General features: G+C 24.9%; 20 protein-coding genes. 14 read left to right on the forward strand and 6 right to left on the reverse strand.

Features of this window, described 5'->3' with window-relative positions:
- Positions 1-12: 12 nt before the first annotated feature.
- The 4 genes from MCAN360_RS00745 to MCAN360_RS05145 all read right to left on the reverse strand — a co-directional run bounded on the left by MCAN360_RS00745 (position 13) and on the right by MCAN360_RS05145 (position 5,017).
- Complete coding sequence (locus MCAN360_RS00745) at positions 13-1,392, reverse strand: M17 family metallopeptidase (protein ID WP_045433430.1); 1,380 nt, start codon at positions 1,390-1,392, stop codon at positions 13-15.
- Between the two features lie 88 nt (positions 1,393-1,480).
- Complete coding sequence (locus tag MCAN360_RS05140; RefSeq protein ID WP_045433433.1) at positions 1,481-2,125, reverse strand: uracil-DNA glycosylase; 645 nt, start codon at positions 2,123-2,125, stop codon at positions 1,481-1,483.
- Positions 2,115-2,969 (reverse strand): methionyl-tRNA formyltransferase, encoded by an 855-nt coding sequence (locus MCAN360_RS00755; RefSeq protein ID WP_052461465.1) that lies wholly within the window; start codon positions 2,967-2,969, stop codon positions 2,115-2,117. The genes MCAN360_RS05140 and MCAN360_RS00755 overlap by 11 nt, the downstream gene beginning before the upstream one ends.
- A 53-nt stretch (positions 2,970-3,022) precedes the next feature.
- Positions 3,023-5,017, reverse strand: a complete 1,995-nt coding sequence (locus tag MCAN360_RS05145; RefSeq protein WP_045433435.1) for an MYPU_1760 family metalloprotease — start codon at positions 5,015-5,017, stop codon at positions 3,023-3,025.
- Between the two features lie 154 nt (positions 5,018-5,171).
- Between MCAN360_RS05145 and rsmD the strand changes: the two genes are divergently transcribed.
- From rsmD to MCAN360_RS05155, 10 genes are all read left to right on the forward strand, one after another.
- A complete protein-coding gene (gene rsmD / locus MCAN360_RS00765; protein ID WP_045433436.1) occupies positions 5,172-5,717 on the forward strand; it encodes a 16S rRNA (guanine(966)-N(2))-methyltransferase RsmD in 546 nt (181 codons plus the stop codon).
- Positions 5,718-5,821: 104 nt separating this feature from the next.
- Positions 5,822-6,445 carry a guanylate kinase gene (gene gmk, locus MCAN360_RS00770; RefSeq protein WP_045433438.1) on the forward strand — a complete coding sequence of 208 codons (624 nt, stop codon included), beginning with the start codon at positions 5,822-5,824 and terminating at the stop codon, positions 6,443-6,445.
- Positions 6,446-6,450: 5 nt separating this feature from the next.
- Complete coding sequence (locus MCAN360_RS05150) at positions 6,451-7,197, forward strand: PP2C family protein-serine/threonine phosphatase (protein WP_084111369.1); 747 nt, start codon at positions 6,451-6,453, stop codon at positions 7,195-7,197.
- Position 7,198: 1 nt separating this feature from the next.
- On the forward strand, positions 7,199-8,197 hold the full coding sequence (locus MCAN360_RS00780; RefSeq protein WP_045433441.1) for a serine/threonine-protein kinase: 999 nt from the start codon (positions 7,199-7,201) through the stop codon (positions 8,195-8,197).
- Positions 8,198-8,227: 30 nt separating this feature from the next.
- Positions 8,228-9,076 carry a ribosome small subunit-dependent GTPase A gene (gene rsgA, locus MCAN360_RS00785; protein ID WP_045433443.1) on the forward strand — a complete coding sequence of 283 codons (849 nt, stop codon included), beginning with the start codon at positions 8,228-8,230 and terminating at the stop codon, positions 9,074-9,076.
- Positions 9,077-9,108: 32 nt separating this feature from the next.
- On the forward strand, positions 9,109-9,762 hold the full coding sequence (locus MCAN360_RS00790; RefSeq protein ID WP_045433449.1) for a ribulose-phosphate 3-epimerase: 654 nt from the start codon (positions 9,109-9,111) through the stop codon (positions 9,760-9,762).
- Between the two features lie 172 nt (positions 9,763-9,934).
- On the forward strand, positions 9,935-10,597 hold the full coding sequence (gene infC, locus MCAN360_RS00795) for a translation initiation factor IF-3 (protein WP_173402248.1): 663 nt from the start codon (positions 9,935-9,937) through the stop codon (positions 10,595-10,597).
- Between the two features lies 1 nt (position 10,598).
- The gene (gene rpmI / locus MCAN360_RS00800; RefSeq protein ID WP_045433451.1) at positions 10,599-10,787 is read left to right on the forward strand and encodes a 50S ribosomal protein L35; all 189 of its coding nucleotides are present in this window, start codon (positions 10,599-10,601) and stop codon (positions 10,785-10,787) included.
- 28 nt (positions 10,788-10,815) lie between these two features.
- Positions 10,816-11,175, forward strand: a complete 360-nt coding sequence (gene rplT, locus MCAN360_RS00805; RefSeq protein WP_045433462.1) for a 50S ribosomal protein L20 — start codon at positions 10,816-10,818, stop codon at positions 11,173-11,175.
- A 116-nt stretch (positions 11,176-11,291) separates the two neighbouring features.
- On the forward strand, positions 11,292-12,668 hold the full coding sequence (locus MCAN360_RS05155; RefSeq protein WP_231852596.1) for a DUF2179 domain-containing protein: 1,377 nt from the start codon (positions 11,292-11,294) through the stop codon (positions 12,666-12,668).
- Between the two features lie 50 nt (positions 12,669-12,718).
- Here MCAN360_RS05155 and MCAN360_RS00815 read toward each other — a convergent pair whose 3' ends face one another.
- A complete protein-coding gene (locus MCAN360_RS00815) occupies positions 12,719-13,174 on the reverse strand; it encodes an RpiB/LacA/LacB family sugar-phosphate isomerase (RefSeq protein WP_045433465.1) in 456 nt (151 codons plus the stop codon).
- A 1-nt stretch (position 13,175) separates the two neighbouring features.
- Positions 13,176-13,643 carry a Sua5/YciO/YrdC/YwlC family protein gene (locus MCAN360_RS00820; RefSeq protein WP_045433468.1) on the reverse strand — a complete coding sequence of 156 codons (468 nt, stop codon included), beginning with the start codon at positions 13,641-13,643 and terminating at the stop codon, positions 13,176-13,178.
- A gap of 52 nt (positions 13,644-13,695) precedes the next feature.
- Between MCAN360_RS00820 and mutM the strand changes: the two genes are divergently transcribed.
- From mutM to nrnA (MCAN360_RS00840), 4 genes are all read left to right on the forward strand, one after another.
- A complete protein-coding gene (mutM, locus tag MCAN360_RS00825; protein WP_045433477.1) occupies positions 13,696-14,520 on the forward strand; it encodes a DNA-formamidopyrimidine glycosylase in 825 nt (274 codons plus the stop codon).
- Between the two features lies 1 nt (position 14,521).
- A complete protein-coding gene (locus MCAN360_RS00830) occupies positions 14,522-14,761 on the forward strand; it encodes a Smr/MutS family protein (protein ID WP_052461466.1) in 240 nt (79 codons plus the stop codon).
- Positions 14,762-14,905: 144 nt separating this feature from the next.
- Positions 14,906-15,883, forward strand: a complete 978-nt coding sequence (gene nrnA, locus MCAN360_RS05160; protein ID WP_045433479.1) for a bifunctional oligoribonuclease/PAP phosphatase NrnA — start codon at positions 14,906-14,908, stop codon at positions 15,881-15,883.
- The gene (nrnA, locus tag MCAN360_RS00840) at positions 15,870-16,862 is read left to right on the forward strand and encodes a bifunctional oligoribonuclease/PAP phosphatase NrnA (protein WP_052461467.1); all 993 of its coding nucleotides are present in this window, start codon (positions 15,870-15,872) and stop codon (positions 16,860-16,862) included. Before nrnA (MCAN360_RS05160) ends, nrnA (MCAN360_RS00840) begins: the two co-directional genes overlap by 14 nt.
- Positions 16,863-16,867: the final 5 nt, after the last annotated feature.

Here is a 16,867-nt window from a genome sequence, read left to right on the forward strand (position 1 = left end):
TATTTACTTCCTTTATTTTTGTTTTTCAGCTAGTTCAACAAGGGTTGAAACTAATATTCCAAGACCTGAGTTATTTGCATCAGCTGTACCAGCAACATCACAATGAATAAAATCAACATTATTTGCAAATTCTTTTAAAAACATTGCAGCTGAGTTAGAATCGGCTTTTGATTTAGTACTATAGTTAACTAAATCTGCCACTAACGAACTTTTATTTGTTTTATTAAAATCTTCATGCATTGGAAGTCTTCAAACTTTTTCGTGAGCAATTTCCGCTGCTTCTTTTAATGTATTTCACCTTTCATCGTTTGTTGAATAAATACCTGAATATGTTTTTCCTAAAGCTCTTAACATTGCTCCAGTTAAAGTAGCAACGTCAACAATTAAAGTAGCATTTAATTTTTTAGCAGCGTAAAAAATACCATCCCCTAAAACTAAACGTCCTTCAGCATCTGTATCTGTAATTTCTACAGTTTTTCCACTCATTGATTTAACAACGGATTCTGGAACTGTACCATGAGTGTCTATCGCATTATCAGTTAACATCATAACAGCAGCAACGTTTGCTTTAATACCTAGTTCAGCAATTGCTTTAACTGCATATGCTGCAATAACCGAACCTGACATATCAAATTTCATACCTTCCATGTAGTAACCTTTTGTATTATAACCACCTGTATCAAAAGTAATACCTTTTCCAACATAAACAAATTTTTCTTTACTTTTTGGATTTCCATTGTATTCAATTACAACAACGCGTGGTTGGTATGAAGAACCGGCGTTTACCGCTAATAATAAGCCCATACCTAATTTTTCGATTTCAGGTTTATTTAAAACCTTAACGCTTAAATTTTCAATATTTAAAAATTCTTTTTTAATTTCACGCGCTATTCATTCGCTTGTTGCAATATTTGGAGGTGTAATTTGCATATCACGTGTTCTTGAAACATTTTGTGAAATTAAGATAAGTTTTTTAACAAATTTTGTATAGCTTTTGTCTTCTAAATATAGAGATAACTCAATTTTTTCTTCTTTATTTTTTTTATCTTCTTTTTTGTTTGATTTTGCCGAATATAATTTAGCTTCAAAAAATTCCATTCTAGTTACAAAAGCTCTTAGAACTTCTTCAATTGTTAAATATGGTGCATTTGCAAAAGAAGCAATGTCAATTTGGTAACTTCTTCTTTTTAAATTTATAATATGGTCAACAATTTTAATAAAACCATAATAATCTTTTGTGTCTTTTGATATATAAATATGTGCTATGTTTTTATCGAAATTTTCAGTAATATATTTATCTGTTTTAGCTACACAAGAACAAAATTCTTGTCCTTCATAAGCAGCTTTTAATAACATATTATTATTACGTTTATTTTCATAATTTGTTATCATAAAGTCTCCTTTTTTTAAAAAAATAAAAATACTATTTTATAGTATTATTTAAATTATAAACATTTTTATTGGTAAAAGATTAATTTTGTTACTTTGTGTTTCAATCAATTTCTTTTTTATTTAATGACTTTAATTTATCGTTAATTTTTTTAAAAACGTTTGAATTAAAGAAACCTCTTCAACATGATAGTGGTGATGGATGAGGAGTTGAAAAAATATTCATTTTATCAATATCTAATTTATTTAAAAATAAAAGAGCGTCCTTACCCATTGCTAAAAATAATACATCATGTTTTTCTTTTAAAATTTCAGATAAAAGATTAATATTAAAAATTTCTCATCCTTGATTTTTATGTGCTAATGTTTTATTTTTTTCTGTTGTTAAAATACTATTGAGCAATAAAACTCCTTGATTTTTTCAATATTGTAGATTGTTTGTTTTAAATTCAGAATTAGGATAACTATTTTTTATTTCAAGGAAAATATTCTTTAGTGAACTTGGAGTTTTTTTGTTATTACTTGAAAAACAAAGCCCATCAGCATTATTATTAGTAGGATAAGGATCTTGTCCAATAATAACTAATTTAATTTCGTTAAAATCAAAGTTTAAAAAAGCATTAAAAACAAGTTCTTTTTTAGGAACAAGATTTTTCTTTTTTAAAATTATTTCAATATTTTTTCAATATTTTTCCTTTTTTTGTGAAATTAAAAAATCTTTAAATTTAAATTTCATATTTAATTTTTTTCTTTCCTTCAAATTGATATTCAATTAAATAAAGAAAGCCATCAGAAAACTCAATTTTTAAAGGTGATTTAATTTTATTTTGAGTTGCTCTAAAAATTTTTATTCTTTTATTATTTAAAATAATAAATGCCCCTGGTTGATCGTTAAAAGCTCTAATTTTATTTAATGCTTCTTGGGTTGTTAAGTTTTGAAATATTTCGGCATCTTCATTTTTTATCTTTGGAGCAAAAGTAACAAGACTTTCATCTTGTATTTTTCTTTGGTAATTTCCATTATAAATATCTATTAATCAATAACCAATAATAAATGCTGTTTCTTTTGCTAATTTCGCAAACAAATCAACAGCTGTATCGCTTTTTTCTATATTAATTTTAAATGATTTTAAAATATCCCCAGCATCCATTTTATCAATCATTTCAATAAGAGTTATTCCGGTATAAGAATCATTGTTTAAAAGTGAATATTGTATTGGTGCAGCCCCTCGATATTTTTCTAATAAACTGCCATGCACATTTAACGGCATTATTTTAGGTAAAGATAAAATTGAATTAGGGATAAATTGTCCAAACGCAGCTGTTATAAAAAAATCGCATTCTATGTCTTTTAAATTATCATAGATTTCTTTTATTTTATTTGGTTGAAAAAGAGGGATATTGTATTCATTTGCCAAAATAGAAACAGGTGTGTTAATTGTATTTTTATTTCTATCTATTTTTTTGTTAGGTTGACTTATTATTGCTTTTATTTCGAAATTTGGGTTTAAAACAAGGGATTTAAAAATAGTTTTTGAAAATTCACCAGTACCAGCTAAAATTAGTCTTATTTTATTCATAAAATAAATTATATACAATAATAAAATAAAAAGCTAGTTTAAAAACTAGCTAATTAATAATCCTCTAAACTATAATAATATTTATTTTCTTTTTTATCTTTATTTAGTTTAAATCATTCATTTTTTTCAAATCTATTTGAATTATACTTGCGATAAGTGGTTGTATTTCTTTTATCATTTAAATATTTTTCATAAAATTGTTTACCAGAATTATTTCAATGATTATCGTTTAAAAGTGAGAAAATTTCCTTGTTATCTTTTTCGTTGTCAATTTTATTGTTATTGTTTAAATCAATTCATAAACGAACATCAAATTGTTTATTATGCAATTTAGATTTTATTTCATTTTTATTTATATTTTTAACAAAATAAGAAACATATTGAAAATTCTTATCAAAAAGGTTTGGATAAACTCAAGATTCATCAAAATAATTTGGTTGTTTTTTATTATTAATTAAAAAATGGTAAACCGAGTTTCATTTTTTCTTAGCTATTAAATTATAATTTTGAAAATCAAAATTAAGTTCTATTTTATTTTTTTCGTTATTTTTTTCAACAAGAATAATTTTTTTATTTAAATTTTTAAAATTTTCATTTTTTGGGATTTGGAAATATCCACCAAAATTTAAATAATTTTTTTGATTATTATTGATATTATAATTAGCAAAACTAATTAGTTGACCTCAACCTATCAAATCGATATAAGCCTTAAATAGGTTTTTGTGTAATGTATTTCCTACATTTTTAAAAGGCATAACATATCTTTTTATTTTGATGTTATTTTGAATTAAATATTCAGTTTTATTTGATACAAATTCTTCAATTTGATCTTTGAAAACTCAATTGGATGCAAATGTTGTAGGTTCTCCATTTATAACTGTAATATTTTTTAATATATCATCTCCTGCTGCGTTAAAAATTAAAGGTGATTTATAAGAATTATTCTTAATAAAGAAAAAGAAATTTTTAAATAAATTTCGTGGGTTATAAAATCATTGATTTGGACCTAATGAAAGTTTTATTATCTCACGAGGAAAAAGTTCAGTAAATGAAAAAAGATATTTAATTGATTTTAAGGAAGTTGGCTCATTAAACTGAATAGGTTGATATTTAAAATTGTTAAAATAATATTTTCCACTATCTAAGATCAGAAATTTCTTTTTTTCTTCAGAAGAAATATTTATGTTTGATATTCTGAATAAATCATTAGCACTAAAATCTTTATAAACAGGAATTTTATCTTTATCATAATAAAAATCTTGATGATTTCTTAAAAATTTATTTCTATCTGGATCATCATAATAATTTAAATTTTTTCTAAATTCAGTTAAAAATTTATTATTATTTATTTCAGTTTCATAGTAGTCATGATCACCATTATATTCAATTAAATCTAAATTTGCAAAAGGATCAGTTTTTTTAACTGCTTTGTTATACATATTATCAATGTGGTGACCATATTCATGAAGTAATGTTCCAAAAATAATTTCCGCTCGTTTTTCAATATAATCTTCCAATAAATTAACGTTATTCTCAAGAATTTCTTTAGTAAAAATTGAAATTACTTTTTTAGTAGGAAAATATAACCCTTTAGCATTAACTGTTGAGTTATCATCGCTTATATTAACTGAATATAAAGAATTTATTTCAGGGCCATATATAGCTCTTTGTTTGAACATTTCATTTAGAAATATAAGTCCCTTCACGCCTAAAAAATAAATTGGTTTTTTATCCTTACTAAAGCCTATTGGATTTTCTATAAAAGTTAAATTTCCTGTTTTAAAAGAAGGATCTAAAACATTGGAATTTTTTTCATTTTTAGGATTAAAAATTAAAGAGTTATCAATATTATTTCTTTTTATTATAATGTCAGTTTTAATATCGTTTGCACCATAATCTATTTTTACTTCAATTTCATTTCTATTAAAAAAAGAACTAGAATTTTTGATAGTAAAAAATAATAATATTCCTAGAATAGCAACAGAAAAAAAACTAATAAAGAATGAATATAAAAAAGTTCCAAGTCTAAATTTTCTTTTTTTAACCATAAAATTTAACCTCCTTAATTTTTTATTAACAATAGACAAATTTTACTATAAATAACCAAGTTGATTAACATTATATTTATTTTTTAAAACATTGATTTTAATTATTTTTTAACTTTAAAAATATTTAAAATATAAATTATTATAATTATTAAATATGTTAAGAATTATTGCAGGAAAATACCGTTCAAGATTACTAAAACAACCTTCTAAAACAACAACAAGGCCAACAGTTGACAGAGCAAAAGAGGCAATTTTTTCATCAATACAGTTTCAAATCGAAAATAGCGAATTTTTAGATTTGTTTTCAGGATCTGGTTCATTTTGTTTAGAAGCATTATCACGAGGTGCAAAATCAGCAATTTGTGTTGAAAAAGATAAAAATGCTTACAAAATTATTTTAGAAAATAAAGAAAGTCTTAAAGAAAAAAATCTATCTGTTTTTAATACTGACGCATTATCTTTTTTGTCTAGGAATTTAGATAAACAATTTGATTTTGTTTATTTAGATCCTCCCTTTATAGAAAAAGAGTTATTAGTTAAGTGCATTGATATTTTGGTATCACACAAGATGATTAAAGAAAATGGAAAGATTATTATCGAAACTGATTGAAACGATTTTAAGTATGAAAAAAGCGATTTTGGTATAATAAAATCAAAGAAATATGGAAAAATTTTTATTTATTTCATTCAAAGGAAATAAATCGAATTTTTTTATATAATTATTTACTACTATAATAATAAAATATTTTATTTATAAATTTTTATATGTAAGCTAAATTATTAAAAATTTTTAAGAGGGGAAATATGAGTAAGAAATTAATTATTTTTACAGGTCCTAGTGGTGTTGGAAAGGGTACAGTTGAAAAACCACTTTTTGAAATTAAGGAACTAAAATTAAAATTGTCTGTTTCAGTTACAACTAGGCCACCACGAGAAGGAGAAATTGATGGTGTTCATTACTACTTTATTTCAACTGAAACTTTTGAAACATTTATAAAAGAAAATAAATTACTTGAATATTCAAAGCATTTTGATAACTATTATGGAACATTATTTTCAGAAATAACAAATATTACATCTTCTGGTAAAATTGCATTTTTAGAGATTGAAACTAATGGTGCAATGCAAGTCATTGAAAAATATAAAAAAGAAGGTAGAGAAGATGAAATTTGTTCAATTTTCTTAATGCCTCCATCATTAACAGAACTTGAAAGAAGAATGGAAGAAAGAAATACCGAAACCTGCGAGTTAATGCTAAAAAGATTAGACAAAGCAAGAGAAGAAATTATTCTTTCTTCAATGTTTGAATATGTAGTTGTTAATAATTCAATTGATGATACAGTTTTAAAAATTAAAGAGATAATAAAAGAAAATTTTTCAGATATTATTGATAATAATGAAGAAGCTGAGGCTGGAAGAAAGGCATAAAATTAATGAATTATATTATTAAAACAGACAAAGGAAAATATCGAAAAGAAAATCAAGATAATGCTTCAATAAGCTTTTTAGGTGATTGAAGTTTAGTCGTTTTATGCGACGGAATGGGTGGACACTATGGTGGTTCGCTTTGTTCGTTTAAAACAATAGATTTTTTATTTGATTTTTTTCAAAAACGTTTTGATAAAAACATTAATTTTGATGATAAAAAAAGCATAAATAAATGATTTAATGCTGCTTTAAGTTTTATAAAAAAATCCCTTAAAAAAATTGCTAATGATAATAATGATTATGAAGAAATGGGCACAACCTTAACGGCTGCGCTAGTTTTTAATTTAAATAAAGAAACATATATATTTAATATTGGTGATTCTCGTGCTTATGCTTACAATGGCTTACTTCATCAAGTAACAATTGATCAAAATTTATTGCATCAATTAGTTGATAAACAAAATGTTGATATTGAAATAGCTAAATTACACCCTGATGCAAATAAATTAGTTAGTTGTTTGGGACCAAATAAAACAATGAAATGTGAGAGTTTCTTGCTTAAAGGCGAAGAAAATTTAAAATATTTATTATTAACTTCTGATGGTGTGCATGATTATATTGAAAAACCCGTTATTGAACAAATTCTTCAAGATAAAAAACTAAGTATTGAATTAAAATGTCAAAAAATTATTAATGTTGCTAAAAAAAATGCTTCAAAAGATAATTTAACTGTTTTGTTACTGGAGTTTTAAAATGATTAAAATACTTGAAAAATATAAAAATTTGAATAAACATTTTGAAGATTTTAAATTAATTGGTTCAGGTGGTTATGGCCAAGTTTATTCTGCAACTTTTAAAAAAGATAAGAGAAGATATGCAATAAAAATTTTAACAACCCCTGATGTTACAAAAAAATCTGTAAATTTAATTCGTTTTAAGAACGAATGCTCTGTCTTAGCAAAAATAAGATCTAAAAACGTTGTAAGAATTCATGGTTTTTATACTTCAGAAGATGAATCTTATTATTCAATGGAATTAATTGAAGGAATAGATTTAAAAACCTTGATTGCAAAAAGTAAAAAAATAAATGTTGAAGAAGCAATAAGAATAGCAAAAGAAATATGTCAAGGTTTAATTGATATTCATTCATCTAACGTTGTTCATCGTGATTTAAAACCAAGCAATATATTAATTGAACAAAACACTAACGATGTCAAATTAATAGACTTTGGAATTTCGATTGCTGACGAAACTCTTAAAGTAACGGCGGATAATAAAACAGTCGGATCAATTCAATATTTAGCTCCAGAAATTTTAAAAAAGAAAGAAAAAGCTTCATTTCGTAGTGATATTTATGCATTTGGAATGATATTGTATGAAATGCTTTCAGGTCATCCAGCTTTTCAAGGTTCAGATAATCACTCAATATTATTAATGCAAATTAATGTTGAAATTCCACCTTTAGAAGGTGTCGGTAAAATAATACCACAGGCAGTTGAAAATATTATTATTCGATGCACGGCAAAAGATCCATCAGAAAGATATAATAACTGCAAAGATATTTTAAATGATTTAGAAAATTGTTTAAGAATTGAAGCAATGAATGACAAAAAGCTTATTTTAGAGTCAAAAAAAGAACCTAAAAAAAACAAAAAAACATTATCATTAAAATGAACAATAATTTTAATTTCTTTTGCAGTAGCAATTATAGTTGTTGTCCTAATAGTTTTAATTATTAATAAATTAATATAGTTATAAAATACTAAGAATTCAGGGAAATATATGGAAAAAGGAAAAATTATTAAATCAATTGCAGGATTTTATGATATCAAGTCATTTAAAGATAATAAGATTTATCGTGTTAGAGGAAGCGGTAAATTAAGACTTTTAGATATGAAACCAATTGTTGGGGACAATGTTGAATTTAATAAGGATGGTTTAATTCATCATATTTTAGGAAGAAAAAATTTTTTTATAAGACCTAAAATAGCTAATGTTGATCAAGCAATTGTTGTTATGTCTTTAGTAGAACCTGAATTTTCTTCTCAACTTGTTGATAAATTTTTAATTATTATTGAAAATAAAAATGTTGAACCTATCATAGTATTAACAAAAAAAGATTTAACATCAAATTCAAAAATTAATTTTTATAAAGAACAAGGTTATAAGGTTTTTGAAATTAATTATGAAAATGAAACCGGTTTTGATGGCTTAAAGGATATTTTTAAAAATAAAACAAGTTTTTTTGTTGGTCAAACCGGAGTAGGGAAAACAACACTAATTAATTATTTAGCTAAAACTAATTTTGAAACTCAAGAAATTTCAAAAGCTTTAAATAGAGGAAAACATACAACAAGGGAAGTTAGCTTAATTAATTTTAATGGTGGTGAAATTATTGATACACCTGGGTTTTCTTCAATTGAATTTGATTTAACAATCGATGAAATTCCAACGGCATTTAACTCTTTTAAAGAGGCATCGATTTTGTGCAAATTTAGAAGTTGCAAACACTATCATGAAAAACTTGAAGATTGTGAAATAAAGAAACGTGTCGAACAAGGGATAATAAAAAAAGAAAGATATGATAATTATATTAGTTTTATTAAACGTATGCTTGAACCAATTTACTAATATTAAATTAAATAAATATAAAGAGGTTTATAATGAAAAAAATTAGTCCATCAATTTTGGATGTTAATAAAGATTATTTTGTTAATTATGTTAATCAATTAATTGAATGAGGTGTTAGCAATGTTCATTATGATGTAATGGACGGAGAATTTGTACCAAATGTAGCGTTACAATATGATGATATAAAAAAAATATATAAAAACTGCAAGAAACATGAAATGGATATCCATTTAATGGTTAAAGATACAATTTATTACTACGAATTATTTAAAGATTTTAATGCAAATTTAACTTTTCATTTTGAAGCATTTAACAATAATTTAGGTGATTTAAATTCATTAATTAAACGAGCAAAAAAAGAAAAAGTTAAATTAGGACTTGCAGTTAATCCTGATACAAATGTTGAAGAAATTTTTCCTTATTTAAAGGATTTAAATTTAGTTTTAGTTATGAGTGTTTATCCTGGTAAGGGTGGGCAAACTTTTTTAGAAGAAAGTTACAAAAGAGTAAAACAACTAAAAGAATATATTAATGATAATGATCTTAAAACTATTATTCAAATTGATGGTGGGGTAAAGGACTTTAATATTAAAAAGTGTTTTGAATTTGGGGTTGATTTAGCAGTTGTTGGATCTTATTTGGTAAATAATTTTTCTCATGATACAATTAAAAAATTATTAATTTAGTAAGTTTATTAAGAAATTTAATTTTTAAAAAAGTTATTTTTAAAATATTGTTTATAAATTGAAATTTATAGTATAATTTAGTAGCTTTTAATAGCAATAAGTAGATTCATTTCTCACCTAAGTGATTTTTTGCTGGGTCGCTACACATAAAGAATAATTTATTATGTAGTTTTTGGGAAGTGGTCTAAACCCACTTTTTATTTATTTTAAGGAGGAAGTTATACAACAAAATAACTCAAACTTTGCAAACAATCAAAGTAAAAAACCAAAATCAGAACACGTCGTTAATAATCAAATTCCTTATAAAAAAGTTTTTGTTTTAGGTCCAGAAAATGAAAAAATAGGTGTTTTAACTAAAGAAGAAGCTTTAGAGAAAGCATCAGAATTTAAGATGGATTTAGTTCTTATTTCAATAGAAAATAATAAACCTATTACCAGAATTATGGATTATGGTAAATTTAAGTACAATAAAAAGAAAAAACAAAAAGAAATTAAGGAAAAACAATCAGTTACAATTAATCGTGAAATAAGATTAAAACCGTTAATTGGTCAACATGATTTAGAAACAAAAGCCCGTAAGGCCCGCGAGTTTATTTTAGATGGGAATCGTGTTAAAGTTTCTGTTAAATTTAGAGGTAGAGAACGTAGTAGAACTGAATTAGGTGATGAAATTTTAGCTAAATTTTATACTTTGGTTGAGGATGTTGCTAAGATTTCAAAAGAAGCAACTTTAGTAAACGAACGTTTTTTAGATATGTATATCGAAAAAGACAAGAAAAAAGTTGAAGCTTTAAATAAAAAAAATAACGAACCTTCAAACCAACAAGGAGAATAATATGCCAAAAATGAAAACTAAAAGCGGTCTAAAGAAAAGAATTAAAGTGACTGCAACTGGTAAAGTTAAACGTGGAAATGCATACCGTTCACATTTAGCGCAAAATAAAACAACAAAACAAAAACGTCAATCTCGTAAATCATCTACTCTATCAGCATCTGATTTCAAGAGATACAAAGAATTAATTTAATTTTAATAAATTTAAGAAAGGAAATAATATGCGTACAAGAGGCGGAATAGTTACAAGAAGAAGACGTGCAAAATGATTAAAATTAGCTAAGGGTTACTGAGGTCACAAATCGATTGGCTATAGAGTTGCAAAACAAGCTGTTGTTAAATCATGAACATATGCTTTTAGAGACAGAAAACAAGTTAAACGTGAATTTAGAAAACTATGAATAGCACGTATTAATGCTGCTTCAAGAACTAATGGTATTACATATTCAAGATTAATCGAAGGATTAAAACAAGCAAATATTAATATTAATAGAAAAATGCTTTCAGAATTAGCAATTAATTACCCTGAATCATTCTCAATGATCGTTGAAAATGCAAAAAAAGCTTTATCTTCAAAATAATAAATAATAAATAGTGCCCTAAAATTAGGCACTGTTTTTTTATGTATTTTTAAATACATAAATATTTATAAATTAATATCAAATTGTGTTATTATTTCTAAAGTTAAGGAGTTAAGGTGATAAAAAAAGCTAAAAAAAATAAAATTTCTTTAAATTTAAATGTTGAAAAAATTAATCAATTAAATTCAGAGGAATTTAAGGCACTTTCAAAACAAAATAAAAATCGTAAAAATAAAAAAAATTCTTCAAATTTAAAATACGAAATAAATCCATATGGCGTAACTTTTTTTAATGTTTGAAAAAAATTTCCTAAGAAAATGTTGATGGTATTTTTATCAGCAATTTTATATAACATTGCTATTGCAACATTTTTAGCAAAAGCCGCAACTGTTGCAACAGGTATTTCAGCTTTAGTACAAGCGATTACGCTTACAGTTTCTTCAGCAGCACCTTATTTTGCTTATATTTATTTTATTTTGAATTTACCATTGATTATAATTTTTTGAAAAAAGAATTCTAGGTTATTTATGATATTAACAACTTATTGACTATTATGACAAGTTGCATTTCAATCTTTATTATTAATAGGTCCAGTAGGTAATGTATTTCAAAAAGTTTCAATATTTTATATAAACTGATTTTCACCTTCAAAAAACGGACATACAAATAGCTTTAAAGCCTTAATTCCATGAGATGTTTATGGCACATACAATAATTCTTATAATAATTTATTTGAATGAATAAAAACAGATCCACAGTCAATTAATGGCATTTATACTTTGAATTCTGATGTATCCGCTGAACTAGGTTATATAAATTCTTTAAATAAAGCAGAATTTGAACAACTAAAGGCATTCAAAGATATTTTAAGTAAAAATACTTTTAGTAATCCAACATGACCGATTATTGTTTATACACTAATTGGAGCAGGGACGGCAGGAATAGCAGGTGGTATTGCTTGAAAAAATTCTGCTTCAACAGCTGGTGGTGATTTTATTGTTTATTATATTTCACGTGTTAAACAAAAAAGTGTAGGACATATTTCAACAATTGTAGCTTTAATTTTTGGAGGAATTTCAATATTTATAATTACAATTGTTGAATTGCTTGGTATTTCAAATAGCAGACCATTAAACATTGCAGCTTTACTTTTAAGAATTTTATGCTCAGTAGTTTATGTATTTATATACACATTATTTATTGAATTAATATTTCCTAAATATCGCAAGATTAGAATTGAAATTTATACAAAAAATCCACAAAAAATTATTAATCACTTTAAAGCTATTAATTATTGACATGGATATAACATTGATAAATTAGTTGGTGGTTATACTAATACTGAAACAGTAAGAATTGAAACTTTTGCCTTATTCTTAGAGCAAAATTTAATTAAAAATGAGATTTTAATTGCTGATCCAACAGCCTGAATGACAATTACAAAAGTTCATAATATTATTGGAAAATTTGATACTTCAAAAGTAGAATCTTAATTTAGTTATAAAAAAATACTAGGTAATTTTTTGTTAGAACCTAGTATTTTTTATTCATCTTTCCCTATTTCATCTAGCCTATTAATTCTTGAAAGATGTCTTCCACCTTCAAATTCAGTAGTTTCTCAGGTATGAAACATTTTTTCTACTTCATTAGATTCAAGTAGTCTACCACCCATGCATAAAATATTAGCATCATTATGTAGTTTAGAAAGTTTAGCTTCTTCCTCATTTGATACTCTTGCGCATCTAATATTTTTAAAACGATTTAAGGCTATTGAAATTCCAATTCCCGATCCACAAAATGCAACGTATTTTGTATTTTTACTGTTTGGATCTTTTTTAACCTCTTTAGCAAATTCATTTCCAACATCAGCATATGAAATTGATTCATTTTCATTTTTTGAGCCAAAATATTCTACTTCATAACCTTCGTTTTTTAGTCTATTCCCTAATTCAATTTTAGCCTTGTGTCCGGCATGATCACTTGTTATTTTAACTTTCATTTTATTTCCTTAAAATTTCGCCATCTTCGACTCTGATAATTGTACTTGGGTTTTGAGACATTTGTCCAAAATTATATATATTTGTTATTTCGGGAAAAATAATTTTTGCATTTTCAATACTTTTGCAAACAGGAGCATTTGAAAGATTGCAACTTGACATATAAACTGGACCATTTTTTTCCAAGAATTTCAGTAATTCTTTTTGATTAGGCATTCTAAAACCTTGATTATTAACAACAAGAGTAGTTGCACCAGGTCAATATTTTTTAGCTAATTTTTCAGCTTCTTGGTTTCATTGTTTAAAGCTACGAGCTTGTTTTATAGAAGAAACTAAAATAATTAATTTCTTATTTCTATCTCTCCCTTTAATTTCATAAATTAGTTTTTCGACTTCTTCTTCAACACTTCCACCTATTCCTAAAATTGTGTCAGTTGTTGAAATAAATAACTTATTATATTTATTACTCATACTTTTATTATACCAATAATTAAGTCTTTAAAAATGTTATATAATAATTACTATGCCAGAATTACCAGAAGTAAAAAATGTTGTAAAAAATTTAAACTCATCAGTTTTAAATAAAAAAATTAAAGATATAGAAATATTAAAAACTAAACTTTTTAAAGAAATACCTGTTGAAGAATTTAAAAAAAATCTCATTGGCGCGACTATTACAGATATCTTTAATAAAGGAAAACATATTATTTTTGTTTTTGATAATGATTCTGTTTTACTTTCACATTTAAGAATGGAAGGAAAATATCGTTTTTATTTATCTGAGTTTGAAAATCATAAACATTTAATGACTAAATTTATATTTGATGATAATAGTGAACTTCATTATCTTGATAGTAGAATGTTTGGTACTTTTTATTTGCGTAATAAAAACAATTTTAATTATCTTTTACCTTTATCAAAAATTGCTTCTGAGCCTAAGAACATTAATATTGAATTATTACATCAGAAATTAAGAAACTCACCTACAGCAATAAAAACTAAATTGCTTGATCAAAGTTTAGTTGCCGGATTAGGAAATATTTATGTTGACGAAGCCTTATTTGCTTCTAAAATTCACCCACTTAGTAAAAGCAAAAATCTTTCAATAAAACAACTTTCAGAAATTATGTTTCATTCACAAAGAATTATGGATAAAAGTTTTGAGCTGGGCGGTTCGACTATTCATACATATGAAAGTTTTAACAATCAAATTGGATCTTTTCAAGACTTTTTATTGATTCATAATGATAGAATTAAAACATGTACTATTTGTAAAAATAAAACTGTAAAAATTAAAGTTAATGGACGTGGAACATATTTATGCAATAATTGTCAAGAGGTATATTAAAATGAGTTTTTCATCTTTTACAATAGATTTACATGGGCAAACAGGCGAAAAAGCTGTGGCGACTGTTTTAAATGCATTATTTACTTTTGAACAAGATAAATATCTAGAATATTTTGATATTATTGTTGGTAATGGAGTTGGGGCATTAAAGTTTTATGTTAGTGATTTACTAGATTCAGAAAATTATAGTTATCAATTTATTAATTCTAACCATTCAATAATTAGAGTGTTTAAAAAGTAATAGTATTATTTTAAAATAAAGCAACTTTTTAAAGCTTAGCTTTATTTTTTATTTTATTTATTTTAACTTTTAAAAAGTTATTTATAATTTTTATAAATAAATACCAAACAAGTTTTATTAATATTAATATAATAGGAGAAAAAAATGGCTAAAAATACATGAGAGATTGCTAAAAAAGCAATCGAGGCCCATGAAAATATTTTTATTTTTCACCATATAAGACCAGATGGAGATTGTCTTGGCTCACAATTTGGTTTAAGGGAATTAATTAAAACTAATTATCCTGAAAAAAATGTTTTTGTATTAGGAGATAATAATGATAATTTCCCTTTTTTAACATGAGATTTTGACGAATTTGATAAGATACCAAAAGAACATTTTAAAAATTCTTTAGGTGTAGTTGTTGATGCTAATTCTTCAAATAGAATTCAATATGCACAATATATTTTAGATAAAAATTTTACACATATGTTAAGAATAGATCATCACCCAGTTGACCCAGATATCGACTATGATTATACATGAGAAGATGCAACATATGCAGCTTCTGCAGAACAAGTTGGTTATATTGCAATGATGGCTAAATGAAAGGTTACAAAAAAAGCCGCTGAATATACTTATTTAGGTATTAATACAGATTCAGGAAGATTTCAATATGAATATGTAGCTCAAAGAACATTTGAAGTTATGTCTTATTTGCATCAAAATAATGATTTTAGAGTTTGAGATATCAACTTCGAGCTTTCAAAGCGCGATGAAAGAAAAGTTAGATTTGCTGCTTATGTTTTATTAAATTATAAAAATGATGGAAAAGTTTTATATTTTCATGTAACTAAAAAAATTCAAAAGAAATTTAAATTAAGTGAAAACGAAGCTAGTGATGTTGGAATTTTAGCAAATATTGGTGATTGTAAAATTTGAGTTTTATTTATTGATCAAAAAAATGGAACAATTCGTGCAAGAGTTAGATCAAATGGAATTTGAATTAATAATGTTTGTGAAAAATATGCACCTGGTGGTGGTCATGAGGTAGCATCTGGAGCAACATGCTATTCAAAACACGATATGAAATCATTAATTAATGATCTTAAAGAGGAAGTAATCAAAAATGATACAAATTAGTAATGAAAGAATGGAAATTTTTAAACAAATTGAAAGTAAAATTAAAGATCATAAAAATATTGTTATTTTTCACCATATAAGACCAGATGGTGATTGTCTTGGTTCACAATTTGGAATGAAACATTTAATAAAAGAAAATTTTCCTGATAAAAATGTTTATACAATTGGTGATACTAAGGGAATTTATCCTTATTTAGATTTTCCAATGGATAAATTAGAAAATAAAAAAATAGAAGATTCATTAGCAATTATTGTTGATGCTAATTTTAAAGAAAGACTTGAATGTCGTGAATATTTAGATAATAATATTTTTGATGAAGTTATAAGAATTGATCATCATCCAAATGACGATGATTTAAATGCTTCGTTGGTTTGAGTAGATAGATATTCACCAGCAGCTGCTCAACAAGTTGCGGAAATTGCATACGGTTTAAATTGAAAAGTTAATAAAGAAGCAGCTACTTATTTATATTTAGGTATTTATACAGATTCAGTAAGATTAACAACAAATTTAACTAATGAAAAAACAATGTTTTTAGTAGCTTGATTATGATCAAAAAACGCAAATAAAGATTTATTGCATGAAAATATGGCTAAAAAATCTTTAGAAGATATTAGAATTAACACATTTATTCAACAAAATATGAAGATTAAAAATGGTGTTGTATCGTTTTACTTTAGTTTAGATGATCAAAAAAAATTAGGCATTGATGATCCTTTAAAAGCTAATAGACCATTTATTTTAGCTTCTATTGATGAAAATAAAGCATGAGTTTTCTTTACTGAGGAAAATAAAAACCAAATAAGATGTGAATTTAGATCAACTGGGGCTTGTGTACGTAACGTAGCACTAAAATGAGGTGGCGGAGGTCATCATCGTGCTTCTGGAGCTCAAATTAGCTCTAAAGATTTAATTCCACAAATAATTTTAGATTTAGAAAAAGAAATTACTATTTTAGAAAACTATGACAATAAATAAAAAAA

This window comes from Metamycoplasma canadense (genome assembly GCF_000828855.1).
GTDB lineage: Bacteria > Bacillota_I > Bacilli_A > Mycoplasmatales > Metamycoplasmataceae > Metamycoplasma > Metamycoplasma canadense.